The organism is Pseudomonas sivasensis (assembly GCF_021391435.1).
In the GTDB taxonomy this organism is placed as follows: domain Bacteria; phylum Pseudomonadota; class Gammaproteobacteria; order Pseudomonadales; family Pseudomonadaceae; genus Aquipseudomonas; species Aquipseudomonas sivasensis.
In genome coordinates this window covers 4843886-4869405 of sequence record NZ_CP090029.1, presented here as the reverse complement: position 1 = coordinate 4869405, position 25520 = coordinate 4843886, and the positions used below count along the sequence as shown (strand labels likewise).

Sequence of the window (25520 nt, the reverse complement as noted above, 5' to 3'; positions counted from 1 at the left end):
GCTGACAACAGCGGCCCGTCTGAGGAGATAGCATGATCGTTCGTCCCGTACGCAGCAGCGATTTACCGGCCCTGATTGATCTGGCGCGCAGCACCGGCACCGGCCTCACGACCTTGCCGGCCAACGAAGAGCGCCTGACCCATCGGGTTGGCTGGGCGGAAAAAACCTTTCGCGGCGACGCCGGGCGTGGCGATGCGGACTACCTGTTCGTGCTGGAAAACGACGAAGGCCGCGTGGTGGGGATTTCCGCCATCGCTGGCGCCGTTGGCCTGCGTGAGCCTTGGTATAACTTCCGAGTGGGCCTGACCGTCAGCGCCTCCCAGGAACTGAACATTTACCGCGAGATTCCGACGCTGTTCCTGGCCAACGACCTCACAGGCAATTCCGAGTTGTGCTCGTTGTTCCTGCACGCCGACTACCGCAACGGCCTCAACGGCCGCATGTTGGCCAAGGCGCGCATGTTGTTTATCGCTGAGTTTCCGCAGTTGTTCGGCAACAAGATCATTGCCGAGATGCGCGGCGTGTCTAACGATGCCGGGCGTTCGCCGTTCTGGGAAAGCTTGGGTCGTCACTTCTTCAAGATGGAATTCAGCCAGGCTGACTACCTCACCGGCGTGGGCAACAAGGCGTTTATCGCCGAGCTGATGCCGAAGTTTCCGTTGTACAGCTGTTTCCTGTCGGAAGACGCGCGCAACGTGATCGGCAAAGTCCATCCGGACACCGAACCCGCGCTGAGCATGCTCAAGAGCGAAGGCTTCAGCTACCAGGGCTATGTCGATATCTTCGACGCCGGCCCGGCAGTGGAGTGTGAGACCAGCAAAATCCGTGCGGTGCGCGACAGCCAGTCGCTGGTGCTGGCCATCGGCACGCCGGGGGACGACGCCACGCCGTTCCTGATCCATAACCGCAAGCGCGAAGAGTGCCGCATCACCGCCGCACCGGCCCGCCTGGCGGCAGGCACGCTGGTGGTCGATCCGCAGACCGCCAAACGCCTGCAACTGGTGGTGGGTGATCAAGTGCGCGCTGTACCGTTGTCTGCTGCTCGGGAGTCGAAATAATGAATTCGCTGTATATCGCAGGTAGCTGGCTGTCTGGCCAGGGTGAGTTGTTTGAATCACGCAACCCGGTGACTCAAGACGTGCTGTGGGCCGGCAACGGCGCCACTGCCGAGCAGGTCGAGTCCGCTGTGCAGGCCGCGCGCCAGGCGTTCCCGGCCTGGGCCAAGCGTTCGCTGGAAGAGCGCATCAGCGTGCTGGAAGCCTTCGCCGCGACCCTTAAACGTCGCGCCGATGAAATCGCCCGCTGCATCGGTGAGGAAACCGGCAAGCCGTTGTGGGAATCGGCCACTGAAGTCACCAGCATGGCCAACAAAATTGCGATCTCGGTGCAAAGCTACCGGGAGCGTACTGGCGAGAAGAGCGGCCCCCTGGGTGACGCCACCGCCGTGTTGCGCCACAAGCCCCACGGTGTGGTGGCGGTGTTTGGCCCTTACAACTTCCCTGGGCATTTGCCCAACGGGCATATCGTCCCGGCCTTGTTGGCGGGTAACACCGTGCTGTTCAAGCCGAGCGAGTTGACCCCCAAAGTCGCCGAGCTGACCGTGCAGTGCTGGATCGAAGCCGGTCTGCCGGCGGGTGTGTTGAATCTGCTGCAAGGTGCGCGGGAAACCGGTATCGCGTTGGCGGCCAACCCAGGCATCGACGGTTTGTTCTTTACCGGTTCGAGCCGTACCGGCAATCACCTGCACCAGCAGTTCTCCGGACGCCCGGACAAAATCCTGGCCCTGGAAATGGGCGGCAACAACCCGCTGGTGGTGGACGAAGTTGCTGATGTGGATGCGGCGGTCTACACCATTATCCAGTCGGCGTTTATCTCTGCCGGCCAACGTTGTACCTGCGCCCGTCGCCTGCTGGTACCGGAAGGCGCCTGGGGCGATGCATTGCTGGCGCGGCTGGTGGCGGTGAGTGCGACGATTAAAGTCGGTGCGTTCGACCAGCAACCGGCGCCGTTCATGGGCTCGGTGATTTCCCTTGGCGCTGCGAAAGCGCTGATGGATGCCCAGGAGCTGATGCTGGTAAATGGCGCTGTCGCGCTGCTGGAAATGACCCAGCCGCAGGATCAGGCCGCTTTGCTGACCCCAGGCATCATCGACGTGACCGGTGTGACCGAGCGCGAAGACGAAGAACTGTTCGGCCCGCTGTTGCAGGTGATCCGCTACGCTGATTTTGAGGCGGCGATTGCCGAGGCCAACAACACCCAGTACGGCCTGGCCGCCGGTTTGTTGTCGGACTCCGAGGCGCGTTACCAGCAATTTTGGCTGGAAAGCCGCGCCGGGATCGTCAACTGGAACAAACAACTGACCGGCGCTGCGAGTACCGCACCGTTCGGTGGGGTGGGGGCGTCGGGCAACCATCGGGCCAGTGCGTATTACGCGGCGGATTATTGTGCGTACCCGGTGGCGTCGCTTGAAACGCCAAGCCTGGTGGTGCCGGCCACGCTAACCCCCGGCATTACGCTGATCTAAATGTGAGAGGGGGCTTGCTCCCGATGGCGGTGTGTCAGTTGATGAATCAGGTGACTGATCCACCGCTATCGGGGGCAAGCCCCCTCCCACAGGGGTTCAGTGGTGTATTCAAGTAATTTGATGCCTATAAAAACAGATGTTCGTGGAGCCTCGCCGATGAAATCCTATGAAGTCAATTTTGACGGTCTAGTGGGGCCGACCCATAACTACGGCGGTTTGTCCTTCGGCAACGTCGCGTCCCAGAGCAACAGCCAGCAGCATTCCAACCCCAAGGAAGCAGCGTTGCAGGGCCTGCAAAAAATGAAAGCCCTGATGGACATGGGCTTTGTGCAAGGCGTACTCGCGCCCCAAGAGCGCCCGGACGTGGCCGCCTTGCGCAGCCTTGGCTTCAGCGGGACCGATGCCCAGGTGATCCAGCAGGCGGCCAAGCAGGCCATGCCGTTGTTGGTCGCCAGTTGCTCTGCGTCGAGCATGTGGGTGGCCAACGCCGCCACGGTCAGCCCGAGCGCCGACACGGCGGATGGTCGCGTGCATTTCACCGCCGCCAACCTCAACTGCAAGTACCACCGCAGCATTGAACACCCGACCACCAGCCGCGTGCTGGGCGCGATGTTTGCTGACCAGAAACACTTTGCCCATCACGCCGCATTGCCGGCGGTGGCGCAGTTCGGCGACGAAGGCGCGGCCAACCACACGCGTTTTTGCCGTGAATATGGCGAGGCGGGGGTAGAGTTTTTTGTGTTCGGCCGCAGCGCGTTCGATCCCCGTTACCCGGCCCCCCAGAAATACCCGGCACGCCAGACCCTCGAAGCCTCCCAGGCCGTCGCCCGTCTGCACGGTTTGAAAGACGACGGCGTGGTCTACGCCCAGCAGAACCCGGCCGTGATTGATGCGGGTGTGTTCCACAACGACGTGATCGCGGTGGGCAACGGCGAAGTGCTGTTCTATCACGAGGATGCGTTCCTCAATACCGAACAGATGCTCGCCGAACTGCAAGGAAAGTTGGGCAAAGTGGGCGGCAACTTCCAGTCGGTGTGCGTGCCGCGCGCCCAGGTCAGCGTCGAGGACGCAGTGCGTTCCTACCTGTTCAACAGCCAGTTGCTGACCCGACCTGACGGCTCGATGCTGTTGATCGTGCCAGAAGAGTGCCGCGCCAATGAGCGCGTGTGGCATTACCTGCAAGGCCTGACCGCTGCGGGTGGGCTGATCCGCGAAGTGAAGGTCTTCGACCTCAAGCAGAGCATGCAGAACGGCGGCGGCCCGGCGTGCCTGCGCTTGCGCGTGGCGCTGAACGAAACGGAACTGGCGGCGGTGAATCCAGGGGTTATCATGACCGCGCCGTTGTACGACACGCTGACCCAATGGGTCGACAAACACTACCGCGACAGCCTGCGTGAAACCGACCTGGCTGACCCGCAGTTGCTGCTTGAGTGCCGGACGGCACTGGATGAACTGACGCAAATCCTTAAACTGGGCTCGGTTTATCCTTTCCAGATCAATTAACGCCGCACGGCTGAGAACTATTTTATGACCACCGACACCCTAAAGCTGATCCTTGAAGACACCGACGGCACCCAGCTGGAAACCTCCTGCACCCGCGTCGCCGTGGTCTGGCAGGGCAAGGAAATCTGGATCCAGCACGACGGCCGTGGCCAACTGCTGATCGGTGTGGACGTCGAAGAAGGCGATGCCGAATACGCCAACCTGCTGATGCGCCCACTGGCCACCAACCTGATGAGCCTGCAGCTGGAAATGGAACCGGCCGACGTTGAAGGTGATGACGACGATCACGTCCACGGCCCAGGCTGCAACCACTAAGGAAGCTGCGTATGCTCGCCCTCGGCAAATTGCTTGAACTGACCCTCGCCGGTCGTGAACCGGCGCAAAAAATTCAATCGACTGTCGACGGCGTGCAGATGCGCTGGCTCAGCGAGGGCGCGCTTGAAGTGCGTCCTCCTGAAGCACGGGACAATGGCAGCGACCTGCTGCTGTCGTCCGGCATCCATGGCAACGAAACCGCGCCGATCGAACTGCTCGACCGCTTGTTGCATGGCATCGCCCGTGGGGAGATCAAACCCCGCACTCGTATTCTGTTCCTGTTCGGCAACCCCGAGGCGATGCGCCGCGGCGAGCGTTACCTCGAACTGGACGTCAACCGGCTGTTCAACGGCCGTCACGAAAAAAACATCGGCCCCGAAGCCATGCGCGCCGCCGAGCTTGAACAACTGGCCCGTAGCTTCTTCAGCCAGCCTGGCCGTTCGCGCCTGCATTACGATTTGCACACCGCCATTCGCGGCTCGAAGATTGAGCAGTTCGCCCTGTACCCCTGGAAAGACGGGCGCCAGCATTCGCGTCGCGAACTGGCGCGTTTGAACGCTGCCGGCATGGAAGCGGTGCTACTGCAGAACAAGACATCGATCACCTTCACGGCGTTTACCTATGAGCAACTGGACGCCGAAGCTTTCACCCTGGAACTGGGCAAGGCGCGGCCATTCGGGCAGAACCAAGGGGTGAATGTTTCCCGCCTGGAGCTGCGCCTCAAACAGATCATCGAAGGCACGGAGCCTGAGACTGACAGCCTGGACGGGTTGAAACTGTTCGCCGTGTCGCGTGAAGTCATCAAGCACAGTGATGCTTTCCTGCTGCACTTGCCGGCTGACGTGGAAAACTTTTCGGAATTGGAAAAGGGTTATCTGCTGGCCGAAGATGTGGCCAAGACGCGTTGGGTGATCGAGGAGGAGGGCGCACGCATCATCTTCCCCAACCCTAAGGTGAAGAATGGTTTGCGGGCAGGGATATTGATTGTGCCGACCACGGACGCTGGCCTGGCATAGGTCTCAAGGCGTAACCGGATGCAAATGTGGGAGGGGGCTTGCCCCCGATGGCGGTGTCTCAGCTACAGATGAGCTGAATGACACACTGCTATCGGGGGCAAGCCCCCTCCCACATTTTGTTTTGCAGTGTTGCTTAGACCGCTACCGCCCGTGGCTCGCTACGACGGATCGCCCGTACCTTGTGCAGGGTATCTGCGCAGGTCTTCGCCGCTTCCTGGCCCTTGTGCACAAAGTGATCATGGAAGAACGCGTGGTGCTCGCTGCCCGCGTGGAAGTGATGCGGCGTCAGCGATACCGAGAACACCGGCACTTCAGTTTCCAGCTGCACCTGCATCAGGCCGCTGACCACCGATTGGGCGACGAATTCGTGACGGTAGATACCACCGTCCACCACCAGCGCGGCGGCAACGATACCGGCGTAACGACCGGTCTTGGCCAGTAGCTTGGCGTGCAGGGGCATTTCAAAGGCGCCGCCGACTTCGAAGAAATCGATGTCCGATTCCTGGTAGCCCTGGGCGATCATTTCGGCGAGGAAGCCTTTACGGGATTGGTCGACAATATCCTTGTGCCAGCAGGCTTGGATAAACGCGACGCGCTCGCCGTAGTGGTTTTTGCTTTTGCTGTCGATAGCGGTGGGTTGCATGTTCTGACTCCTGTTTAAGAAAAAAACAGGGCGTTATGAATCGAATGGGATTTAAGGGTACGCATGCGTCAATAGGCGCGCGGCCCTTAGGTCTCAATCCCGTTCTCTCTTCATCCGGACTATGACCGTCGGCCCCGGGATCACACCGGGTCTGCTGACCTTGTCGCCGTCCCGCGTGAGCAGTTCGAGGCGCCAAGCGCTCGCGGGCTATACACATTGCGTGTAATTACCGCCGGTGGGGAATTACACCCCGCCCTGAGAACGTTGCCACCAGAACCCTGGCGGCGGGGAGATTTTTAACATGGTTTTTCAAAAACTGCACGGACGCCGTATCGATAACCTATATCGGTTTGTTTGGTTGGTATTCGATTGAATGTAAACGGGGCTTGATATTCCGGGGCTTTGCCCGCAGTAATCATCGATAAAAGGACGTACTCAACCTGTTAGAGGCCTGTTTCATGACCGTGATTGACCTGCGCAGCGATACCGTGACCCAACCCACCCCCGGCATGCTGGACGCGATGGCCACTGCCGTCAGCGGCGATGACGTCTACGGTGAAGACCCCAGCGTCAATCTGCTGGAAGCTGAATTGGCCAAGCGCCTTGGGTTTGCTGCGGCGTTGTTCGTGCCCACCGGCACCATGAGCAATCTGCTGGCGTTGATGGCTCATTGTGAGCGCGGCGAGGAATATATCGTCGGCCAGCAGGCCCACACCTACAAATATGAAGGCGGTGGTGCAGCGGTGCTGGGTTCGATCCAGCCGCAGCCGCTGGAAGTGCAGGCGGATGGCTCCCTGGATTTGAACCATGTACGGGACGCGATCAAGCCGGACGATTTCCACTTCGCCCGCACCCGCTTGCTGGCTCTGGAAAACACCATGCAAGGCAAAGTGCTGCCCTTGGAATACCTGGCCAAGGCGCGGGCGTTTACCCGTGAACATGGCTTGGCCCTCCATTTGGATGGCGCGCGAATCTACAACGCGGCGGTCAAGCTTGGGGTGGATGCGCGGGAGATCGCCCAGCATTTCGATTCGGTGTCGGTGTGCCTGTCCAAGGGGCTAGGTGCCCCCATCGGCTCGGTGCTGTGCGGCTCTACGATGTTGATCGCCAAGGCCCGGCGTTTGCGCAAGATGGTCGGTGGCGGTATGCGCCAGGCCGGTTCCCTGGCTGCGGCGGGGCTGTATGCTTTGGATCATCAGGTGCAACGCCTGGCTGATGACCACGCCAACGCTCAGTGGCTGGGCGAAGAGCTGCGCAAAGCGGGGTATGAGGTCGAGCCGGTGCAGACCAACATGGTCTACGTGCAGATCGGCGATCAGGCCCAGGCCTTGAAGGCCTTTGCTGCCGAGCGCGGGATCAAGTTGAGCGCCGCGCCACGCCTGCGTATGGTCACTCATCTGGATGTCAGCCGGGCGCAGATCGAGCAGGTGCTCGCGACATTCGTCGAATTTTCGCGCAAATGATCGTGCAGACCGTCTAATTGAGCGTCTCTATCGCATAAACACGCTGTACCCCCGGCAAAGGGCCGATATAATGCGGCCTTTTGCCGTCGCTCCGTCTGATGATGTTGCGCACTGGCCTTTGGCCGCAGCCTCCGTGGAAGAACCTAATGAAAAGCGCAGAAATCCGTGAAGCCTTCCTTCGCTTCTTCGAAGAGCAAGGTCACACCCGTGTCGCCTCCAGCTCTTTGATCCCAGGCAATGACCCAACCCTGCTGTTCACTAACGCGGGGATGAACCAGTTCAAGGACTGCTTCCTGGGCCAGGAAAAGCGCGCCTACACCCGCGCCACCAGCAGCCAGAAGTGCGTACGTGCCGGCGGCAAGAACAGTGACCTGGAAAACGTCGGCTATACCGCCCGTCACCACACGTTCTTCGAAATGCTGGGTAACTTCAGCTTCGGTGACTATTTCAAAAAAGATGCGATTACCTTCGCCTGGACCTTCCTGACCGGCGTGCTGAAGCTGCCAAAGGAAAAACTCTGGGTCACCGTCTACGCGACGGACGATGAAGCGTATGACATCTGGACCCAGCAAATCGGTGTGCCTGCCGAGCGCATGATTCGCATCGGCGACAACAAGGGCGCGCCCTACGCCTCCGACAACTTCTGGACGATGGGCGATACCGGCCCATGTGGCCCTTGCACCGAGATCTTCTACGACCACGGCGCCGACATCTGGGGTGGCCCGCCGGGCTCGCCGGAAGAAGACGGCGACCGTTACATCGAGATCTGGAACAACGTATTCATGCAGTTCAACCGCACCGCCGATGGCGTGTTGCATCCGCTGCCGGCGCCGTCGGTGGACACCGGCATGGGCCTGGAGCGGATCAGTGCGGTGATGCAGCACGTTCACTCCAACTATGAAATCGACCTGTTTACCAACCTGCTGAGCGCGTCGGCGGCGGCCATTGGTTGCGCCAATGAGGGCCAGTCTTCGCTCAAGGTTGTGTCGGACCATATTCGCTCCTGCGGCTTCCTGATTGCCGACGGTGTGCTGCCGTCCAACGAAGGCCGTGGCTATGTGCTGCGCCGCATCATTCGTCGAGCCTGCCGCCACGGTAACAAGTTGGGCGCCACCGGCAGCTTCTTCTACAAAATCGTTGCCGCCTTGGTGGCCGAGATGGGCGAAGCGTTTCCAGAACTCAAGCAGCAGCAGGGCAACATCGAGCGCGTGCTCAAGGCTGAAGAGGAGCAGTTCACCAAGACGTTGGAGCACGGTCTGAAGATCCTGGAACAGGACCTGGCTGAGCTCAAAGGCACCGTGGTGCCGGGCGATGTGGTGTTCAAGCTTTACGATACCTATGGCTTCCCGATGGACCTGACCGCTGATATCGCCCGTGAGCGCGAGCTGACCATTGATGAAGCCGGCTTCGAGCGTGAGATGGAAGCCCAGCGCGTACGTGCTCGTTCCGCCAGCTCCTTTGGCCTGGACTACAACACCCTGGTCAAAGTTGATGTGCCTACCGAGTTCACTGGCTACAAGGCGACCCTTGGCTCGGCCAAGATCGTTGCCCTCTATAAAGATGGCAAGTCGGTCGACGTTCTAAATGAAGGCGACGAAGCCGTTGTGGTCCTGGACCAGACGCCGTTCTACGCCGAGTCGGGCGGCCAGATCGGTGACTGTGGTTTCCTGAGCTCGACATCGGGTCGTTTTGAAGTGCGTGACACCACCAAGACCGGCGGTGCGTTCCTGCATCACGGCGTGTTGGTGCTGGGCAACTTGACGGTCGGCGCGCCAGTGGACACGCAGGTCGATGCCGAAGTACGGCATGCAACCGCCTTGAACCACTCGGCCACTCACTTGCTGCACGCTGCATTGCGTCAGGTGCTGGGTGAGCACGTCCAGCAGAAGGGTTCGTTGGTCGATAGCCAGCGTCTGCGTTTCGACTTCAGCCACTTCGAAGCGATTAAGCCGGAGCAGATCAAGGCCCTGGAAGATATCGTCAATGCACAAGTGCGCAAGAACACCCCGGTTGAAACCGAGGAAACCGATATCGAGACCGCCAAGGCCAAGGGCGCCATGGCACTGTTCGGCGAGAAGTACGGCGACAACGTGCGCGTACTCAGCATGGGCGGCGACTTCTCGGTGGAACTGTGTGGTGGTATCCACGCCAATCGCACGGGCGACATTGGCCTGCTGAAGATCATCAGTGAAGGCGGTGTGGCCTCCGGTGTGCGACGTATCGAGGCGGTGACTGGCGCTGCGGCCCTGGCCTACCTCAATGCGGCCGAAGAACAACTCAAGGAAGCGGCCAGCCTGGTCAAGGGCAGCCGCGACAACCTGATCGACAAGCTGTCCGCCGTGCTGGAGCGTAACCGTGCTCTGGAAAAACAGCTGGAGCAGTTGCAGGCCAAGGCAGCCAGTGCGGCGGGCGACGATCTGTCGTCTTCTGCGGTGGACGTCAAGGACGTGAAAGTCCTGGCGGCGCGCCTGGATGGTCAGGATGGTAAGGCGCTGTTGGCCCTGGTCGATCAGTTGAAGAACAAGCTCGGCCGCGCAGTGATCCTGCTCGGCGGTGTCCATGAGGATAAGGTCGTTCTGGTTGCCGGTGTAACCAAAGACCTGACTGGCCAACTCAAGGCCGGTGATTTGATGAAGCAAGCCGCCGCGGCGGTGGGCGGGAAGGGCGGTGGTCGTCCGGACATGGCGCAAGGCGGTGGTGTCGATGCCGGTGCTCTGGATGCGGCCCTGGCCCTGACCGTGCCGTTTGTCGAGGCAGGTATTTAAGGCGCTGTTAACTGGCCCGTGGTCTAGTCGCGGGCTTGTTCGGTGCTGGTTGATTGGATATTTAGGCGCCCCTTTACGGGCTGAGGCGGCTTAGAAATGGCTTTGATCGTACAGAAATTTGGAGGCACCTCGGTCGGCTCTGTCGAAAGAATCGAGCAGGTTGCCGACAAGGTTAAGAAATTCCGCGATGCTGGCGACGACCTGGTGGTGGTGCTGTCGGCCATGAGCGGCGAGACCAATCGCTTGATCGAGCTGGCCAAGGCAATCAGTGGCGACCAGCAACCGCTCCCGCGTGAGCTGGACGTGATCGTCTCTACTGGTGAGCAGGTGACCATCGCCTTGCTGGCCATGGCCCTGAACAAGCGTGGCGTGCCTGCGGTGTCCTACACGGGCAGCCAGGTGCGTATCCTCACCGACAGTGCGCACACCAAGGCGCGTATTCTGCAGATCGATGATCAGAAAATTCGCACTGATCTGAAAGCTGGCCGCGTGGTAGTTGTAGCGGGCTTCCAGGGTGTGGATGAACACGGCAACATCACCACCCTCGGGCGTGGCGGTTCGGACACTACCGGCGTGGCCCTGGCGGCAGCTCTCAAGGCTGATGAGTGCCAGATCTACACCGATGTGGATGGCGTCTACACCACTGACCCGCGTGTCGTTTCCGTGGCCCAGCGTCTGGACAAGATCACCTTCGAAGAGATGCTGGAAATGGCCAGCCTCGGTTCCAAGGTTTTGCAGATCCGCGCGGTGGAGTTCGCCGGCAAGTACAACGTTCCGCTGCGCGTATTGCACAGCTTCAAAGAGGGTCCGGGCACCCTCATTACTATTGATGAAGAGGAATCCATGGAACAGCCGATCATTTCCGGCATCGCTTTCAACCGCGATGAAGCCAAGCTGACGATCCGTGGCGTGCCAGACACCCCGGGCGTGGCCTTCAAGATTCTGGGCCCGATCAGTGATGCGAATGTTGAAGTCGACATGATCGTGCAGAACGTCTCGCACGATAACACCACCGATTTCACGTTCACTGTGCACCGCAACGAGTACGATGCGGCATTGAAAATCCTGGAGAACACCGCGAGCGAGATTGGCGCCCGTGAAGTGGTCGGCGATATCAAGATTGCCAAGGTGTCGATCGTGGGTGTGGGCATGCGTTCCCATGCCGGCGTTGCCAGCCGTATGTTTGGGGCTCTGGCCAAGGAAAGCATCAATATCCAGATGATCTCCACGTCTGAAATCAAAGTCTCGGTAGTGATCGAAGAGAAGTACCTGGAGCTTGCTGTGCGCGCGCTGCATACCGCGTTTGAGCTAGACGCTCCGGCCCGACAGGGCGAGTGATGTAGTGCCAGGAAGGCGCGGTCTACCGCGCCTTTCCTTTTTTTGTAGGGCGCATGGTCTTTTGTGTGCGCTCGACAATACTTAGGTCGTTAGGGCTATGACTCTCGGGTCGTAGGTCGAACGCCTTTTTTTTGCAGACTGTTGTTCCTGAAATGAAATGCGTGAGGAGAAAGGTATGCTGATTCTGACTCGTCGGTGCGCAGAAAGCCTGATTATCGGTGATGGCGAAATCACCGTGACCGTGCTCGGCGTCAAAGGCAATCAAGTACGTATCGGGGTTAATGCTCCGAAAGAGGTAGCGGTCCACCGCGAGGAAATCTACCTGCGGATCAAGAAAGAGAAGGACGAAGAACCAAGCCTTTAATTTTTATCGTTTTTTATGTTTGCAAACGGGGAGGAACGTGGTTAATATACGCCCCGTGTTGCGGAGAGCTGGCCGAGTGGCCGAAGGCGCTCCCCTGCTAAGGGAGTACACCTCAAAAGGGTGTCGGGGGTTCGAATCCCCCGTTCTCCGCCATTATTTGCTTAGTACGTTGCAATCTGGTTTTTTCGGTAAGTTGTTGAAAATTAACGAAAAAATAGCTTTACATAGAGATTGAACGGCCTATAATGCGCGGCAACAAATGCACTCGTAGCTCAGCTGGATAGAGTACTCGGCTACGAACCGAGCGGTCACAGGTTCGAATCCTGTCGAGTGCACCATTTAAGAGTTAGTTGCAGTAATGCGGTTAACTTGGCTTCAACCAGTTGTGATCTGGTCTAAAAACACAATCTGCACTCGTAGCTCAGCTGGATAGAGTACTCGGCTACGAACCGAGCGGTCACAGGTTCGAATCCTGTCGAGTGCACCATACAAACAAAAAGCCCGCCTAGTGCGGGCTTTTTGCCGTCTGGGGTTTGTGTCGGACTTTATCTTTTTCTCCTTCCTTGTGTGTTTTCCCTTCGCGCCGTGGCGTCGCAGTTCTAAGATGCAGCCAATACTCAGCTTTGGCTCGCAAGCGCTTGTTCTTTCCAGTTTTTTGACATTTAAGATGGTCGGTCGGTGTATCATTGCGCCCGTCAGCCCCGCCGGGGCTTGTGGAATACCTCCATGGACTTACCCAGTAGTTACTCAGTACCCCGCTTTACCAATCATGAATTGACTGATTGATCCTTCCGGCGTGCCCCGCTGCTGGGAGTGGAGTTCGCCTATGACCGAAGTAGAAGTAAAGAAAACACAAGAAAGCCTGCAAGATCGCTTGGCTCAAGTCATTGAGCTGCTGCAGCGCCAGCGCGTGGTCGAAGACCTTACGCATCGTCAGGAAGGTCCAAACCACGACCGCGTCGAAAACCTGGTTCACCGGCAAAACCTCGTCGAATTGCAGCGCAAGCTCGATGATCTGCACTCCGCCGACGTTGCCTACATTCTCGAAGCCTTGCCGCTCGATGATCGACTGACCCTCTGGCAGTTGGTCAAGGCCGACCGCGACGGCGACATCCTGCTCGAAGTATCCGATTCTGTTCGTGAAACCCTGATCGCCGACATGGACGATCACGAGCTCCTGGCTGCGGCCAGGGAAATGGACGCCGACGAACTGGCTGACCTGGCCCCTGAGCTGCCCCGTGATGTTGTCCATGAGCTGATGGAGGCACTCGACGGCCAACAGCGTGAGCGCGTGCGCTCCGCGTTGTCCTATGACGAGGACCAGGTCGGCGCGCTGATGGACTTCGAGATGGTCACCATCCGAGAGGATGTCAGCCTTGAAGTGGTGTTGCGTTACCTGCGTCGTTTGAAAGAGCTGCCGAGTCATACCGACAAACTGTTCGTGGTTGACTACGAAGGCATTCTCAAGGGCGTGCTGCCGATCAAGCGGCTGCTGGTCAACGATCCTGAAAAAAGGGTTGCTGACCTGATGGCTAGCGATACCGTCAGTTTTCATCCGGACGAAGACGCCTACGACGCGGCGCAGGCTTTTGAGCGCTACGACTTGATCTCGGCGCCCGTGGTCGACAAGAACGGCAAGCTGATCGGCCGTCTGACCATCGACGAAATCGTCGACCTTATTCGTGAAGAGAGTGAAACCGAAGTCCTCAACATGGCGGGTTTGCGTGAAGAGGAAGATATTTTTGCGTCGGTCTGGCGTTCGCTGCATAACCGCTGGGCCTGGCTGGCGGTGAACCTGATCACGGCATTTATAGCCTCTCGTGTGATTGGGCTTTTTGAGGGGTCTATCGAAAAACTGGTGGCTTTGGCTGCGTTGATGCCGATTGTGGCAGGTATTGGCGGTAACTCCGGTAATCAGACCATTACTATGATCGTACGCGCCATGGCGCTGGATCAGGTGAGTACCGCCAACTCTTCCCGCCTGCTGCGCAAGGAGCTGGCAGTGGGTCTGATCAACGGCCTGGTATGGGGTGGTGTGATTGGTCTGGTGGCTTACTTGCTCTATGGCAGCTGGTCGCTGGGGGTGGTGATGACCGCCGCTATGACGCTCAACTTGCTCCTGGCAGCGCTAATGGGTGTGCTGATCCCCATGACCCTGGCGCGCCTCGGCCGAGATCCAGCCATGGGCGCCAGCGTGATGATCACCGCCATGACCGACAGTGGCGGCTTCTTTATCTTCCTGGGTCTGGCGACGATCTTCCTGCTCTGATCCCTTCCGACGGCGGGGGCAAATTTGCCCCCCCAGCCTCGCGTTATCTTTCTAAAATCCGGGCAAAAAAAAGCCAGCACATGGCTGGCCTCGGCTTTCAGTTGCAGATCAATTGGCTTCTGCGGCCGCCTCTACGTCGTGCGCGATAAGCGAGACGAGGGCATTTTGTTGGCGATGGGAGAGCTGACGAAAACGCTGCAGCAGTTCGCGTTCATGCAGTGACAGCTCAGGACTATCCAGGCGCATGCTCAACTCGTCACCTAGCGCACCTTCCTGAATAAGGCTCTGTTCCAGGCGCGCGATGATTTCGGAGTTCATGCTGCGGTGATGATTGCGAGCCACCTCGGCAATGCGTTCCCGCATTCCGTCTGGCAGACGTACGACGAACTTGTCAGCCGTACGGCTGGAATAAATTGCCTGTTTCAATGGGCGCATATATTTAACCGGTTAGTTCAGGGGAGCGGTTTTTGGAATTGGCCGCAAGCGATGAGAGTTAAGACAAGACTCACGACCAAAGTTCAACCCGAATTGCAAAGAGGCCGCATCATGCCTCAGATTTGCCAGTTCCTTGGCGTCAATTCTGTGACAAATATTGAACTGCCTAAAGGCTTTATGCCAGCACTGATTTGCATTTTTGCGGACTGGTTGGAAAACTTTTCTGCGAGAGGGGCGCTTGACGATCTTCCCGTAGAACGGGCCGCAACGGGGCATTCGGGCGGCACATCGTATAGCAAAGTGGCCTTTTGCCCCTGTCTTTAAGACTAGTGGCAATTTGCCGATTTACTAGGGCGAGGCGACATAAGGTAGGACGAAGGGGGAGGGGGTCAGCGCAAAACCGGGTCGAATTTGATGCGGCGACCCATAACAAGGGTCAGCAGTAGAATGCAGGCGCAGACACCGCTCGCAATCAGTGCGTTGAGTTGAGTGTCCTGGGACTCGGCACCCAAGCCGTAGATGCCAGTGACAGTGGTCAGGCACAGAAAAAGCCAGGCAGTTTTGGTCATGAGCGGTTACCTTAAAAAACCCAGTGTTCGGAGGCCGGGGCGGCCTGAGTGCCTTGAGTCAAGCGTACCGGGGATTGCGCGTTCGGCGTCATGACTGCCAGCTGCGGGCGTTGTTGCAAGTGGTGCGGAACAGCCTGGCTGATCTGTGCTGGGTCATTATCGCCCGCCGACTGAAAATGGAATGTGACCAGCGTAGCCAGAGCGATGGCGTTAAGGGTTAACAAAAGGGCACTGTTCATGGTCATGTTCTCCGCTTAACGCCGTGGCTGAAGGGGTGGTATGGGAGAAGTATTGCAGGTGTCGTGCCAATCTATTAGTTCAATAAAATCAATGGTTTAGGTATTTATAAAGATGTCAAAGGCTTGCAATTTGCAATGCTGGCATTTTGGGGGAGTGCATTTTGCACGATTGGCCTGAGTGCCCGTATTTGCGGGTCGAAACCGCAACCTCCGGGGCGCGGATCCTCCTACACTCAAAAAGCCCACGGACGACATGACAAAACCTAACTCGGCCGTTAACATGCACGCCGTCCGTCGCAATGCCCTTGGCCCGACGGCTGTCATTTGTCCCAGTAGCTCAATTGGATAGAGCATCCCCCTCCTAAGGGGAAGGTTGGCCGTTCGAACCGGCCCTGGGACACCATATATTCCCTGCCTCGTAGCGTTTTTTTGATTCCTCTAAATGCATCCATGGGTGCATGGTGGGTGCAGGAATCCAAGCCTCTCGCCCTAGAAACTCTCTTCATCCTCATATCCGTCCCTTTCTTCAGCCGAACATTGCCTACACTCGCAGGGCGCAGACCAATCTCGTGCTTATAGGGGGGTGCCTAGGTTGACTATTAACATCGCAATCGCCACTTATGATGCAATCGTCCTGGGGTGTGACAGCCTTTCAAGCCAGGTAGAGCAAGCAATTTTGCCTTTCCGGAACGGGGGCGGCTTTGCCCGAGATGCTGATGGGAACGAATTGATTGATGCGACAGGCCATAAAGTGGTTTCTGCCGCGGAGTTGAGACCTTACGTAACCAATGTATTCGGTGGCGCACAGAAGATGTTTTGTCTTTATGAAGACGAGGACACTACCGTGGCTGCAGTCACTTCTGGGATGGCCACCCTTTGCGGGGTTACGATTGCGGGAGTGGCCAACCGCTTCAAAAAGAAAAACGCTGGAGAGGGAGCTACCTTTCGTACTGTTCAAGCCGTCGTTGAGGCATTTTTGGCACACGTTCGGCAGGAGTGGGAGGCCGAGGTCGAATATGCGACCGCTCCAGAAGAGCTAAGACCTTATTTTCCAGACCTTCAGTTCATCGTGGGCGGTTACGGCACGGATGATGCTACTAGTAAGGTGTTCAAGCTATCGGTCAGCGCTTTGACGTTTGAAGAGCAGTTCGCTTGGAGGAGTCGTTCGGGAACCTGTTTTGCTGGGCAGTCGGATTTCGTTGAACGGCTGCTCGTTGGGGTTGATGGCAGGCTTGCAGATCAAATTAATGTGACCGTTGGTCAATTAATGGCCAGCCAGGCGCCGGCGATTGTCCAAGCTTTTACCGATCAATTGAGAGCTGCAGGTGGCGAAATACCTGACGGATTCACGTTTGCCACGCCAGATTCTCCTGTTGAGCTACCATGGTGGGACAGTGTTGCTCGTATTGACTTTGGAAATTTACCTGCACAGTATGCCGTCGATTTAGCGGAGCTTTTGGTTAATTTGCAGTCAGGAATGCAACGCTTCGCAAGTGGTGTAGCGACCGTAGGTGGAAGGACTCACATCGGGGTGCTCAAGAGGGGCGAGAAATTCGTCATGCTCAATGAGCCAAAATTGGTACATAACCACACGGGTTATTCTCATGATTTATAGCAATCGCGATTCGTCCGGTCAGATTGGTTCAAAAACGCAGGAAGAGCGAGGCAGCTTTGCCGGTTCTTTTGCTTGCTCTGATCGCAGTGGCGCAATTCCTTCGCTGCAGGATTCCCGCCCTCCTGTGCAACCCAGCACCTCGGTGAAAGGGTGTTCGACTACGTTTCGAAACGGGATGATTGAGGTCGCTTAACAGTATTTCAGCGACAAAAAAGGCCAGCATTAGCTGGTCTTTTTGTTTTCTGATGCGTGTAGGTCGCGAATTCTTAGCACTGTAGTCGTCGAGCAATCAGCGTGACGTGCGGTTGCCCTAATACCTAGTCCCGTGCCGAGCAACTCGGTGACGCGCTTATGCAGGTCTGCATCGACTGGCCGACCCTGATACTTGCCCGCGGCCTTTGCCTTCTCTATGCCCTGGGCCTGGCGCTCGCGCCGCTGTTCGTAATCCTTGCGCGCAATCGCAGCCATCATCTCCACCAGCATCGAGTTGATCGCTCCCAGCATCCGCCCGGTGAACTCGTCGCCCTTGGTGTCCTGCATTCCCTGGTGGCTGGTCGGCAGGTCGAGCGCGACGATTCGCAGGCCCTTGGAGTCGATCGCGGCCTTGAGCTTTTGCCAGTCCTCCACTGGGAGTCGGGATAGGCGGTCAATCGACTCCACCAGCAACACGTCACCCTTGCGGGCATCCTTGAGCAGGCGCAGCAGCTCCGGCCGGTCGGCGGTGGCGCCGCTGGCGTTCTCCAGGTACACGCTCGCAATGACCTTGTTATGGTCGCTGGCGAACTGCTCGAGCGAGGCGCGGGCCCGGCCGGCGTCTTGCTCTTCGGTGGATGCTCGGAGGTATGCGCGGATGAACATGATGGGTGCCTGTATCAGTTAGGGCGTTCTACTAATACTGTTGCACTTTGGGTGTTACTTATCAAGCGAAAAGCCCGAGAAAGGCAAAATAAGCCTGTATCTGGATAGGCATACCCTAGTGAAATACTTGTGATGTCATTATGATTCCGCGCTCTCCAGCATTGAATTACCAATATGAAAAATCCTTATGCCGTCGGTTTCTACTGCGCAGTAATTGCGTTATTTGTTTTAGCGGGGGGAGTATTTTTTGGGCGGCTCGGAGATGGCGGCGCTGACAAGGCTTTTGCCTTTGTCAGCTCTTTTGCGTCTTTGATACAGGCCATCGCTGCAATCGTCGTTGGTGGAATTGCGTTTCATGGGCTAAGCGCCTGGAGGAATCAGATTATTTATGGAAAGGCCTTGGGTGTCATCTGGGACGCTCAGGTCGCCCTTAGGCAGATTGAAAGCTCCGGTAGTCTTTACCTCAGTCGCGCAGACCTCGTTAATCGAGGTAGTAGGACGCAAGTGCAGATTGCGGACGAAATCAGCGGTACGCCGCTTGGCCAAGCTTTTTTACAGTTTAAACATCAATGTATTTTGTTGGACAAAGTCGTGGTTAAGGAAAAAACAGATTGGCAGGATCGTGCTGCCAGTTTAGAAAAGGCTATCCAAAAACTCGCAATTGAGATTGGAAAGCCCGCTCCTGATCCTGATCGTGGCATCTTTGGCATCGTCGGGAAAAGGTCAGAAAAGAAAGTTGAAGAGTATCTTTCAGAAGCTGATGACCGGGTTGATAGGATGAGTTCGCTTCTCGACGGCCTTGAGAGGAAATACATAGTTTGATGTGATCTGGCGCCAGCCTAGCGGTGGTGTTCTGTGTATCGTTCCGTTGGTTTTATACCTGGTCCTCCGCATAAATCGCGGCGCTGATGATTGCACCTCCTACCCGCCGCTTGCCGTAGCAGAGCGGTACCGGGTTACCGGAGGCCGTGGTGTTCTTGGCGCTGCCGAAGGCGTAGCCCGGGGTGTTCTCGGGCGCCGCGCTAGTCTTGAGGCCGCCGGCCTGGGGGCTGAGCATCTGAATGACGCCGCCAGCCACGAGCGCAATCCCAGGGGCAAGCGTTGCGCCGTTGGTAAATGCGCTGGCCACGATCAACACGATGCCTACGATGGTCTGGAGTATGCCGGCGCGCTTGCTCCCGGTGATCACTGGAACCACCCTTATTTCCCTGGCCCCGCCGAGAGTCAACTCGGATTCGCCTACGTTCTTCCTGTTGCGGAAAATTGCGAACTCCAGGCCGATAGACCTTGCTCGCGCGATGTCGCTCAGAAAGCCCGGGTGATTCACATCAATCGCCCTCAGCGCCTCCCTGGTATCGCCATGAGCGGACAGAGCATAGGTGTGTCGACGGCCGTATTTCTTTGCCAGTGAGCCACTGAGCAGAATGGTCGTGCGCGGTGCATATTCGATGGCAGTCATACCCGATCCTCAGCGTAAATAGCAGCGCTGATGATCGCGCCACCCCAGCGGCGGTGGCCGCAGCAAAGCGGTACCGGGTTGCCGGAGGCTGTGGTATTCCGAGCGGAGCCAAACGCATATCCCGGCGTGTTTTCTGGTGCTGCGCTCGTCTTGAGGCCGCCAGCCTGGGGGCTGAGCATTTGGATTACGCCGCCGGCGACCATACCCACTCCTGATGCAAACAGCCCAGCTGATACCGGGGGCGCCCAGAACGTGAAGAATGAGGCTGCGATCAGCACGGCGCCGATGACGGTTTGCAGAACTCCAGAGCGTTTGCTGCCTACGATCACAGGGGCAATGATGATGTCGCCTTTGCCTTGAAATCCAAGCTCACCCTCACCGATATTTTTCTTGCCTCGAAAGACTGCGAACACGAGCCCGCGAGACTTTGCGTTTGACAGAAACCGTTCAAACCCTGGGATCTGCACTGACAATGCTTTGATCGCCTCGGCCGGCGTGCGGACGGAGAACTGGTAGGACTTACCGAACTGCCGTAGTTGCCCGCACAGCTTGATAGTGGTGAGTGGGGCATATTCAATTGCTGTGGCGGCCATGGGGCCTCCTATAGATTGGTAGAAGGGGCTGGAAGCCCAAGGCGAATGGCGAGTACAGCGCGCGACATATGCGCCTGGTCGATGGTCAGTTGCTCCTGGCGCGGGTCGTAGTTCCACACCCGGTTGTAGATCGTCTCGCTGGCCCGGGCGCCGCGAAATGTACCCCTCAGCAGGTCGGCCGAAACCCTGGCCTCTTCTTCGGTGAAGAAGGGGCCGTCGACTGTCACCTGCTGGCCACCACTGACGTGTTGGACCTCCCACACCGTGTAACCGGCGTCGGGCCCCTGGATCAGTTCGTAGGGTTTGAATTTCTGCGTTTTGCACGCCTCGGTAAAGCGCTCTTGAAACGTCATGTCTTCTTACTCAAAGAATCAGCCGGCTGATGGGCGCTACCTAAACTTGCGTAGCGCACGGATGATCAGTTAGGCCGCTTCGGATTGATCAGGGGCCGCTTTTGCAGAGGTGCGAGTGGGCATTTTCGCTAGCCATTCGCGAAGCGCTTCGGAGCCCTCGCAGCCCGATCGCCACTTCTCAAACCGGCCGGTGTACCCATTAGAATTGGCAACCATGCCGCTCAGTGCGACACCAGCATTGGAGGCGGTGGCCAGCACGTCATCGTAGATCGCTAGCATCTGCTTGAGCCCTTCAATGTCTTCGGCGCGCGACGCGGCAATGCCTGCGCGCGAAAGGCTGTCAGCCGCCTCTGGCGATAACCCGGAGAGCATTGGGTTTGCCCTGAGCACCGCCTCTACAACGTCGGGGTGACTGCCTGCGCGCGCTTCAGCTACTAGGCGCTGACGCTCCTCCGGCTTGAGGCCTCGCACGATGGCTCGTAGCTCCTGATCGGCCAGGAAACCAACAACGTCCGAGCTAGCGCGCGGCGTGACCGCTGCAAAGCCGCTGGCCACCGTTTGTGCCAACGTGAGCATATCTTTTGCCGCCTTCTCCATCGCCGGCATCAGGGCGGGGATGATTCCATCAATCTGCTCCTTGCCCTTACGCTCAATGGCAGCGGCGTTGAGGTCCTTGTTCTCGCGAATCGAGAGGATCTCTTCTCCGAGGTCCTTGAACGCCTCCAGCGACAAGCCCTGCAAATGGCGAACAGACTTCAGCAAGCCACCGGCCTGCCAGGTGCCTTTGGTGCCATCGGGTCGCTGAATATTGAATGTTCTTGCCTCTACCTGGGAGTGCTCGTATTCGGAGTAATGGAGGTTGGCCAAGCCAACTTTGAGGACGGATCGTTTGCCGATTTTCATTGGGTTACCTTTTGATTGTCTGGCCGTGGTTCGGCCGGTTTTGGTCTGATGCTTCGCTCAGAATTTCGAGTAGGGACACGTTTTCTCGGGTGCCACCGCCGGTTGCTGTTACGTGCAACTCGTCCATAAGGGCGCTGATCTCTCGTACGTCACGATTGAATTGAGTGAGCCCTGATTGCTGACGCAGCTTGGCCACCTGGTTACGGATGTTCATGGCGGGCCTCGATGATCAGTTGGTACTGTTCTGCGACGTGCTCTTTGATGTTTTGCCCATCAGCCAGCGGTGCGAAGATCCAGGCACCAGAACTTGGGAATGGCCGCATATCCATCACACCCACTGGAGCAGGGCGGCGGAGGCTTTCGATTGCTCGGACGTGGAGAATGAACGCCTCTGCCAGATTGGCCGCGTCATAGCTGTTCATGGTGCACAGTGGGAAGTGCATGACCGACTGTACGCCGAGGACGGGATAGTTGAAGGAGTGGCCCACTGTCTTGGGGTAGTCCATCTCCTCCTCAACCGCGTCAACCCTGCAGTCCACCACCGTCAACATAACGAGCACTGTTTCTTCGTCTTCGGCGCCGATCTTTTCTGCAATTCGCTTGAGCTCGGCCCGCATCCACTTAATGCTCATTGCCGCATTCCCTCCATCTGTTCGCGGAGTTCTTCGACGGCCTTCTGTAGCTCGGCAACTTCGATGACCCGGGCAACAGCGCCTAGCCCTTCGATCAGTGCCTTGCCCTGGTCGGGCGGTAGCTCGCCGGCGGCAACTGCGCGAAGGATTGATTTGGCTGCGCTGGGCAAGTCGGTGTCGTCGAGTTCGAAGCACACTGTTTCGGCAGTTGGCTTGATTGGCGGTACCAGTCGTTCAAGGATCAGTCGGCAAGCCTGCATATCGCCCTTCTTGGCCGCTGTCAGAACCTTCTTTGTCACGGCGTCTGCACCTTCCGCGAGTCGGGCGCGCAGCTCTTGCGTCTGGCCGGATCGGCCGCCGGGATTACCCGATTGCCCCGGCTTCCACTTGCCGGCTTTATCGCGATCAGTCATGCGGTGGGCGATTCCATAGCGATGACCGGTTTGTTTTCAGCGAGCGCTATCAGCAGGGCGGAGGCTTGAACGCTTCCGTCGGCTGCGGCTTCGCGAAGGCGGCCCCAGGCGGCAGCGACCTCGGAGCGAGTTGGTTTGTGCTGGCGTCCTCGGGCGGGCTTAGCTGTGTTCATAGATGCGGCCTCGAATGGGGTTTGAGTGGCTCAAAAACTCACATTAGGCATGATCTGATCATTTATCCAGTGCTTTTTAGGTGCACCTAAGGTGATACACAGAACGGGATTGAATGGGACTGAAATAGTTGGTTTTGGCGGGATTGGAGAGGGCGTTTTTGTTGCAGTAAATCGAGGGTAGGCAAATTGATACAGGGCTGGGATTTCAGCTCAGTCCAACCTCAGATTGCGGATGGAGCGGGGAGGGCTGACCTGCCGTTTTGGAATGGCAGGTTTTGTCAGATTCTCGCGCCACGTTTTGCGAGATATGAAAACGTGGCGCGTATGGGATATGAGCAAGTTTGCTCACATCTTCCCTCATTGGGGAAATACCACTGATCGGTGGGATTTGCGAACCACAGAGAAATCCTCGGCAGTTAGCAGAACTGGCAGGGTGAGATAGTCTCACTTCGGTCGGGATGGTTTAAGAGCCAGGATCACATTAAGGGGCTAGTGTCACAGCAACGCGTGCTCCAGCCTGCTGTCAGGCTTGGCTCAGCTATCTACAGCAGGATAGCTCGGTTACGCTTATGTCTTCCATGGATAGGGGCTATGCGAATGATCTTTCAATCATTGTTCAATTACCTGCACGGTGCGTGGCAAGAATTAGCGCTGGGCGGGCTCGTCGGCTACCTAGTAGCCGCTCTGAAGCCACTGTCGACAATAGTCAAAGGCGTCCTCGATTACCGTAAGGGCAAAGGCCGGGTAAAGGCGGAAGGGAAGCTCATCCCTGGGTTGGGTGATCGGCAAAAAGCAGCTAGGCACAACAACAGGGACGGATTCCGCGCTGGGCAACTGCTTGAGGTCTTCGAAGTGAAGGTTAGAAACATCGGTAGTGTGCCAGCGTTCGTTGAGGATGTTTGGTTATCGGACCGCGACGGTTCGACGTATCACGCTTATAAAAATACCTCGCCGCATGGTTTTCTCGTTCCTATCGGAGACCAGGGCGCGATTGCTATCGATCCAGGTTCGTACCATAACTTTGTGGTTCGTATTCCTTTCGATAAAGACATAGATGAGCTAATGCACTGGTGTGTGTCCTTCAACAATGGAGTGATCTGGAAGGCCCACCTTCTGAATTGGCGTCAACGTGTTGCCCTTATGGTTGGTCGACGATAGATTTCAGTGTTACCGGCATCTCGCTCCCGCTCGAGGCCCATGCAGCAGTCAGGCGAGAGGGGCTGATTCGGCTCATTTGGTCTGTCTCGCCGTTGTAGGAGCGAGCACCGATGAAATCGGAACGACTCCCGATCTGCCAGATAGACCAAACCATCTCAGTGAGATGAAATTGTCTCAGAGAGCACAAGGCGTCACACTGCGCATCAGTCCAATTTCAGCAGGGAAGCATCACGCTGAGGATGATGCTTCGTATTGTACGAGTAATGAACAAGGAGAGGGCGTGGAATTGCGTAAGATTATAAATAGTTCTATAGGGACGGCACTTCTTGTTGTGCTGGTTGCTTTTATAGTTATTTTTACGATTAGCTCGGCTTGGGAGTTTATAAGTACTACTGTTTTTCCAAATACTACTTTAGGTGTCTACAATAGAGGGTTTTGGGAAAATGTGCTTGTTGAGCTGCATGGGATGCTTATAGAGCTTGCCGTTGTTGGTGTGCTTTTATTGTGGCTGGATGGACGGCGAGAGCATGCAAAATCTATATTGCAGAGTAAGGAGGAGCTTACTGATTACGCGGACCTTGATTTTCCGGAAGCCCACTTGAGAAAGATGGGTGCTCTAAAAAGATTAAGTGTCGCCGGAAATACAAATTTCAGTGTAAGAGATTTGCATTTGGTGGGGCGTGAGTTGAAGGGCTTGAAATTAAAGGGTAGTAGTGTGATTGGTATGAAATTAACTGGGGGGAAGATAACTTCAACTACTTTTGATGGTGTTGACATGAGGTCTTCAAATTTTGTTGATTGCACAATTAGAAATACAGCTTTTATATCCGTGAAGATGTATAAGTGCAAATTTCAGGGTGCTACCCTGGCTGGTGTTAAGTTTGAGGGTGTGGATATAAATCAGGCAGAATTTATTAATTGTAAGATGCCTAATACGATTTTCAAAATGGTTAGCTTAGCGGGCGTGAGGTTTGACGGTGCCGATTTGGGTCGCTGCAGTTTCCTGGGCGCACAAGATATAGATGTAGCTCAATTGGCTAAAGCTAAGAATTTAGATTATATATCGATTTCGAAAGACTTATTGGCGGACTTAATGGTTCTGCGGCCACATATTAAGTTTCAGCGGGATACTCGTCGGCCTTAAGGGAATTGAACCCTCTCACTAGTAAACTAGCTGACCCGCATCTGGCCACGAGCGTTGACAATACGTCAGCACTTCATTTTCGTCAAGTCAGCAGCAGCCCACGGCAGGGCGTAATAGCCACAGGCAGTTCAGGTGGCCCGACTCATGGGGAGCGGGCAGAGCAGGAATTTTGATCGGCATGAAGAGCTACGTACCCGGCCCTTATCTGTTCTCTATCGCGAGCTTGAGGCAACGAGACCTGATGAGTCAGCTTGCTAGGTCCGTCTCGTCGATGTGGGAGCGACTCCCGATCGACCAGATAGACCAAAACGTCTTTGTGAGATCAAAACGTCACACCGCTGGCGCAGATGCTGGGTTGGGCGGCGTGCTGACGGCGATCGATGCTCCCAGATCTACAAGATCTTGAAAGGTCGACTTTGAGCTAATCAGAACAGCAACGGCATCCGCCTCGTGAAATTCGGTATCTAGCCTATAGTCAGCTTTCACGCGCTGGCTATGCAATTGAAGAAGCTGGTAGCTAACTTTTCTAAATTTCACTGTTTTCTCGCGAGTTGGCGCGAGCCCAACTTTGTAGTAGTCGGAAACTTTTTTATGGGAGCTGCCACCACACGCAGAGAGTGGGGGGGTGAGTAAAGTGTCTGCGTAAGCCAAGGCACAATGATACAGCCCGTAGTAGGCTCTGCTTGATGCGCTTCTATAGGTGATTTCGCTCCCAGATCCTGAAGCCATAGCGCGGTCAGCTTCATCAATGAAGCAGTAGTTTGTAACAGGCATAA

At 56.9% G+C, this 25520-nt stretch carries 27 protein-coding genes, 4 tRNA genes and 1 riboswitch; of the genes, 18 read left to right on the top strand and 13 right to left on the bottom strand.

The window, feature by feature from the left end; genetic code table 11:
• Positions 1 to 32 precede the first annotated feature (32 nt).
• The 5 genes from astA (at position 33) to astE (ending at position 5358) form a co-directional block, all read left to right on the top strand.
• Entirely contained in the window at positions 33 to 1058 is a 1026-nt protein-coding gene (astA, locus tag LRO94_RS22030; protein WP_032886754.1) for an arginine N-succinyltransferase, read from the top strand.
• Positions 1055 to 2524: a succinylglutamate-semialdehyde dehydrogenase gene (gene astD / locus LRO94_RS22025; RefSeq protein ID WP_179180117.1), complete on the top strand. Its 1470-nt coding sequence runs from the start codon at positions 1055 to 1057 to the stop codon at positions 2522 to 2524. Before astA ends, astD begins: the two co-directional genes overlap by 4 nt.
• A gap of 156 nt (positions 2525 to 2680) precedes the next feature.
• Positions 2681 to 4027, top strand: coding sequence for an N-succinylarginine dihydrolase (gene astB, locus LRO94_RS22020; RefSeq protein ID WP_095185702.1), 1347 nt, complete (start codon positions 2681 to 2683; stop codon positions 4025 to 4027).
• 24 nt (positions 4028 to 4051) lie between these two features.
• Positions 4052 to 4342: a hypothetical protein gene (locus tag LRO94_RS22015; RefSeq protein WP_003214319.1), complete on the top strand. Its 291-nt coding sequence runs from the start codon at positions 4052 to 4054 to the stop codon at positions 4340 to 4342.
• Between the two features lie 11 nt (positions 4343 to 4353).
• Positions 4354 to 5358 carry a succinylglutamate desuccinylase gene (gene astE / locus LRO94_RS22010; RefSeq protein WP_032886757.1) on the top strand — a complete coding sequence of 335 codons (1005 nt, stop codon included), beginning with the start codon at positions 4354 to 4356 and terminating at the stop codon, positions 5356 to 5358.
• Between the two features lie 133 nt (positions 5359 to 5491).
• On the opposite strand, the gene LRO94_RS22005 is transcribed toward astE, so the two are convergent.
• A complete protein-coding gene (locus LRO94_RS22005; RefSeq protein WP_095185700.1) occupies positions 5492 to 6001 on the bottom strand; it encodes a 6,7-dimethyl-8-ribityllumazine synthase in 510 nt (169 codons plus the stop codon).
• A 97-nt stretch (positions 6002 to 6098) separates the two neighbouring features.
• Positions 6099 to 6268: riboswitch (FMN riboswitch) on the bottom strand.
• A gap of 191 nt (positions 6269 to 6459) precedes the next feature.
• On the opposite strand from LRO94_RS22005, the gene ltaE reads away from it, so the two are divergent.
• The 8 genes from ltaE to mgtE all read left to right on the top strand — a co-directional run bounded on the left by ltaE (position 6460) and on the right by mgtE (position 14200).
• Complete coding sequence (gene ltaE, locus LRO94_RS22000) at positions 6460 to 7464, top strand: low-specificity L-threonine aldolase (protein WP_032886759.1); 1005 nt, start codon at positions 6460 to 6462, stop codon at positions 7462 to 7464.
• 146 nt (positions 7465 to 7610) lie between these two features.
• Complete coding sequence (gene alaS / locus LRO94_RS21995; RefSeq protein WP_032886760.1) at positions 7611 to 10229, top strand: alanine--tRNA ligase; 2619 nt, start codon at positions 7611 to 7613, stop codon at positions 10227 to 10229.
• Between the two features lie 96 nt (positions 10230 to 10325).
• Positions 10326 to 11567, top strand: coding sequence for an aspartate kinase (locus tag LRO94_RS21990; RefSeq protein ID WP_032886761.1), 1242 nt, complete (start codon positions 10326 to 10328; stop codon positions 11565 to 11567).
• A gap of 175 nt (positions 11568 to 11742) precedes the next feature.
• Positions 11743 to 11931, top strand: a complete 189-nt coding sequence (csrA, locus tag LRO94_RS21985; RefSeq protein ID WP_003175645.1) for a carbon storage regulator CsrA — start codon at positions 11743 to 11745, stop codon at positions 11929 to 11931.
• A gap of 62 nt (positions 11932 to 11993) precedes the next feature.
• Positions 11994 to 12084: transfer RNA gene (locus tag LRO94_RS21980), tRNA-Ser, on the top strand.
• A gap of 108 nt (positions 12085 to 12192) precedes the next feature.
• Positions 12193 to 12269: transfer RNA gene (locus LRO94_RS21975), tRNA-Arg, on the top strand.
• 72 nt (positions 12270 to 12341) lie between these two features.
• Positions 12342 to 12418: transfer RNA gene (locus LRO94_RS21970), tRNA-Arg, on the top strand.
• Between the two features lie 339 nt (positions 12419 to 12757).
• On the top strand, positions 12758 to 14200 hold the full coding sequence (gene mgtE, locus LRO94_RS21965; RefSeq protein ID WP_032886762.1) for a magnesium transporter: 1443 nt from the start codon (positions 12758 to 12760) through the stop codon (positions 14198 to 14200).
• Positions 14201 to 14308: 108 nt separating this feature from the next.
• Here mgtE and LRO94_RS21960 read toward each other — a convergent pair whose 3' ends face one another.
• The 3 genes from LRO94_RS21960 to LRO94_RS21950 form a co-directional block, all read right to left on the bottom strand.
• Positions 14309 to 14635, bottom strand: coding sequence for an Arc family DNA-binding protein (locus LRO94_RS21960; RefSeq protein ID WP_003175643.1), 327 nt, complete (start codon positions 14633 to 14635; stop codon positions 14309 to 14311).
• 389 nt (positions 14636 to 15024) lie between these two features.
• Entirely contained in the window at positions 15025 to 15204 is a 180-nt protein-coding gene (locus LRO94_RS21955) for a PA3371 family protein (RefSeq protein ID WP_032886763.1), read from the bottom strand.
• Between the two features lie 11 nt (positions 15205 to 15215).
• Entirely contained in the window at positions 15216 to 15443 is a 228-nt protein-coding gene (locus tag LRO94_RS21950; protein ID WP_032886764.1) for a hypothetical protein, read from the bottom strand.
• A 326-nt stretch (positions 15444 to 15769) separates the two neighbouring features.
• On the opposite strand from LRO94_RS21950, the gene LRO94_RS21945 reads away from it, so the two are divergent.
• Positions 15770 to 15846, top strand: a tRNA-Arg gene (locus tag LRO94_RS21945).
• A 189-nt stretch (positions 15847 to 16035) separates the two neighbouring features.
• Positions 16036 to 17058 carry a hypothetical protein gene (locus LRO94_RS21940; RefSeq protein ID WP_179179973.1) on the top strand — a complete coding sequence of 341 codons (1023 nt, stop codon included), beginning with the start codon at positions 16036 to 16038 and terminating at the stop codon, positions 17056 to 17058.
• 222 nt (positions 17059 to 17280) lie between these two features.
• Here the strand turns inward: LRO94_RS21940 and LRO94_RS21935 are convergent, their stop codons facing one another.
• Positions 17281 to 17916 (bottom strand): recombinase family protein, encoded by a 636-nt coding sequence (locus LRO94_RS21935; RefSeq protein ID WP_179179974.1) that lies wholly within the window; start codon positions 17914 to 17916, stop codon positions 17281 to 17283.
• Between the two features lie 174 nt (positions 17917 to 18090).
• On the opposite strand from LRO94_RS21935, the gene LRO94_RS21930 reads away from it, so the two are divergent.
• Complete coding sequence (locus LRO94_RS21930) at positions 18091 to 18738, top strand: hypothetical protein (protein ID WP_179179975.1); 648 nt, start codon at positions 18091 to 18093, stop codon at positions 18736 to 18738.
• Between the two features lie 52 nt (positions 18739 to 18790).
• Here the strand turns inward: LRO94_RS21930 and LRO94_RS21925 are convergent, their stop codons facing one another.
• The 7 genes from LRO94_RS21925 to LRO94_RS21895 form a co-directional block, all read right to left on the bottom strand.
• Positions 18791 to 19375, bottom strand: coding sequence for a tail assembly protein (locus tag LRO94_RS21925; RefSeq protein WP_179179976.1), 585 nt, complete (start codon positions 19373 to 19375; stop codon positions 18791 to 18793).
• Positions 19372 to 19968 (bottom strand): tail assembly protein, encoded by a 597-nt coding sequence (locus tag LRO94_RS21920; RefSeq protein ID WP_179179977.1) that lies wholly within the window; start codon positions 19966 to 19968, stop codon positions 19372 to 19374. The genes LRO94_RS21925 and LRO94_RS21920 overlap by 4 nt, the downstream gene beginning before the upstream one ends.
• A gap of 8 nt (positions 19969 to 19976) precedes the next feature.
• Entirely contained in the window at positions 19977 to 20321 is a 345-nt protein-coding gene (locus LRO94_RS21915) for a hypothetical protein (RefSeq protein ID WP_179179978.1), read from the bottom strand.
• A 69-nt stretch (positions 20322 to 20390) separates the two neighbouring features.
• Entirely contained in the window at positions 20391 to 21224 is an 834-nt protein-coding gene (locus tag LRO94_RS21910; protein ID WP_092359527.1) for a hypothetical protein, read from the bottom strand.
• A 4-nt stretch (positions 21225 to 21228) separates the two neighbouring features.
• A complete protein-coding gene (locus tag LRO94_RS21905; protein ID WP_179179979.1) occupies positions 21229 to 21438 on the bottom strand; it encodes a hypothetical protein in 210 nt (69 codons plus the stop codon).
• The gene (locus LRO94_RS21900) at positions 21425 to 21856 is read right to left on the bottom strand and encodes a hypothetical protein (RefSeq protein WP_179179980.1); all 432 of its coding nucleotides are present in this window, start codon (positions 21854 to 21856) and stop codon (positions 21425 to 21427) included. Before LRO94_RS21900 ends, LRO94_RS21905 begins: the two co-directional genes overlap by 14 nt.
• Positions 21853 to 22269, bottom strand: coding sequence for a DUF5681 domain-containing protein (locus LRO94_RS21895; protein WP_017138405.1), 417 nt, complete (start codon positions 22267 to 22269; stop codon positions 21853 to 21855). The genes LRO94_RS21900 and LRO94_RS21895 overlap by 4 nt, the downstream gene beginning before the upstream one ends.
• Before the next feature lie 764 nt (positions 22270 to 23033).
• Between LRO94_RS21895 and LRO94_RS21890 the strand changes: the two genes are divergently transcribed.
• Both LRO94_RS21890 and LRO94_RS21885 read left to right on the top strand, forming a co-directional pair.
• Positions 23034 to 23600, top strand: coding sequence for a hypothetical protein (locus LRO94_RS21890; protein ID WP_179179981.1), 567 nt, complete (start codon positions 23034 to 23036; stop codon positions 23598 to 23600).
• Positions 23601 to 23880: 280 nt separating this feature from the next.
• The gene (locus LRO94_RS21885; RefSeq protein WP_179179982.1) at positions 23881 to 24744 is read left to right on the top strand and encodes a pentapeptide repeat-containing protein; all 864 of its coding nucleotides are present in this window, start codon (positions 23881 to 23883) and stop codon (positions 24742 to 24744) included.
• A 330-nt stretch (positions 24745 to 25074) separates the two neighbouring features.
• Here the strand turns inward: LRO94_RS21885 and LRO94_RS21880 are convergent, their stop codons facing one another.
• Positions 25075 to 25518: a hypothetical protein gene (locus tag LRO94_RS21880; protein ID WP_179179983.1), complete on the bottom strand. Its 444-nt coding sequence runs from the start codon at positions 25516 to 25518 to the stop codon at positions 25075 to 25077.
• Positions 25519 to 25520 lie beyond the last annotated feature (2 nt).